A 1,435-nucleotide genomic window follows, 5' to 3' on the forward strand; every position below is an offset into this window, starting at 1 on the left:
TTTGGGTGGAAAAGAATTTAAGCTCAAATTAATCTGACAGACACGGTAATTTAAAACGGGGGACTGTCAGATTAGGTTTGATCTTCTACAATTTAAAAGACTGAGCCGATATTATCGGACTCAGTCTTTTTTACTTCAGTTTTTAGCAGAAGATAACTTTATTGTTTCTCGCTAACCATTATAGCTTGCCAGCTCTCGCTTTTTGCTTCACCGATTAAGTATTTTTGGTCGCCAGCTCCTTTTGCAGAATCAATAAATTTAATATCCATTACAGCTTTTTCCATACCTTGACTGTAACTCTGTTTACGTTCATTTAATATTACAGATATAACAGGGTTATCTGCTGTTGGAGAAATTACTAAACTTTTTGTATCACCAGTGATTGTAAAGATCGGTTTTACGGAATTTTCATCACTTATATTACCGTTTGCCTTACCATTTTTGAATTCAATGTTAACATCTCCCAGTTTATTTAAACGTGCTTCAAACTCTTTTATACCTGCATTTGCACCATATACAACCCCTCCTTTTTTGTCATAAGTGGCTGTTAAGTCTTGAGATACTTTACTGTTAACACGATTTTCATCATAAATAACAAAATATTTGCTGAATTTATCCGCTTCTTCTACAAGAATATTACTTTGTGTATCGTGATAAACGCCATAGAACAGATCTCCGCTACGTCCTATTAGATAATCAGCGTTTTGATCAGATGTTAATGCTCCGGTAGAAATATCTGCCAACGGTAGTATGATCTGGTTCTTTTCTTCAATAATTGGTTTGCCACTAACACGATCATATTTTTTGGGGCTATCAGGTTTATCAACTAGAATAAATTTATTGAGTGTAATAGTTTGTTTTTCTGCATCAAGTATTACTGTCCCAATTTTATCAAAAGATCCATCTATTTTCTTTTCAGGTATTGACGGAGCAATTTGTGTTGCTGGAGGAGCAACTTCTGGCTGATCCTGTATTTGGGAATTATTTTGACTTTGGGTGTTATTTTCCATCTGAGGAACATTTTGTACCTGAGGAACATTTTGTACCTGAGGAGCATTTTGTACCTGAGGAGTATTTTGTGCCAGAGGAGTATTTTGTGTTTTTGGTACTAGTACTGGTTTGGGTTGGTTCGGTGTTGAAGGCGAACCTCCGCTACTACTTCCTCCGCAAGCACTTAAAACTAAGGTTGCGGCAAATGTTAAAATTAATTTTTTATTGAATTTCATTGGGTTATTCCTTAAATATAAAAACGAGACTATGAGAAGTCTATCATATTTTTTATATGAAATAAGAATGAATGGTCTGAGGAGTTTTACGTAAACGTTTCCCTTATGAAAATTTTTGGGGCTGTAGTAGATTAGCCCTAAATCTCACACCATTTTCGCAACGTTTTGAGCTGTTCTTTTGGTGTACCAAAGTTAAACCGAAATTCACA

At 35.1% G+C, this 1,435-nt stretch carries 1 protein-coding gene and 1 pseudogene; both read right to left on the minus strand.

From position 1 onward, the window contains the following. Positions 1-158: 158 nt before the first annotated feature. A complete protein-coding gene (locus tag EDC41_RS13415; RefSeq protein ID WP_006251305.1) occupies positions 159-1,226 on the minus strand; it encodes a hypothetical protein in 1,068 nt (355 codons plus the stop codon). 137 nt (positions 1,227-1,363) lie between these two features. After that, a pseudogene (locus tag EDC41_RS13420) lies at positions 1,364-1,435 on the minus strand (IS1595 family transposase); the annotation flags it as partial.

The sequence above is a fragment of the Mannheimia haemolytica genome, assembly GCF_004342115.1.
In the GTDB taxonomy this organism is placed as follows: Bacteria; Pseudomonadota; Gammaproteobacteria; order Enterobacterales; family Pasteurellaceae; genus Mannheimia; species Mannheimia haemolytica.

Bases quoted from the DNA above. Each gene is read 5' to 3' on its own strand.
- EDC41_RS13415 (WP_006251305.1), bottom strand. From the start codon at position 1,226: ATGAAATTCAATAAAAAATTAATTTTAACATTTGCCGCAACCTTAGTT.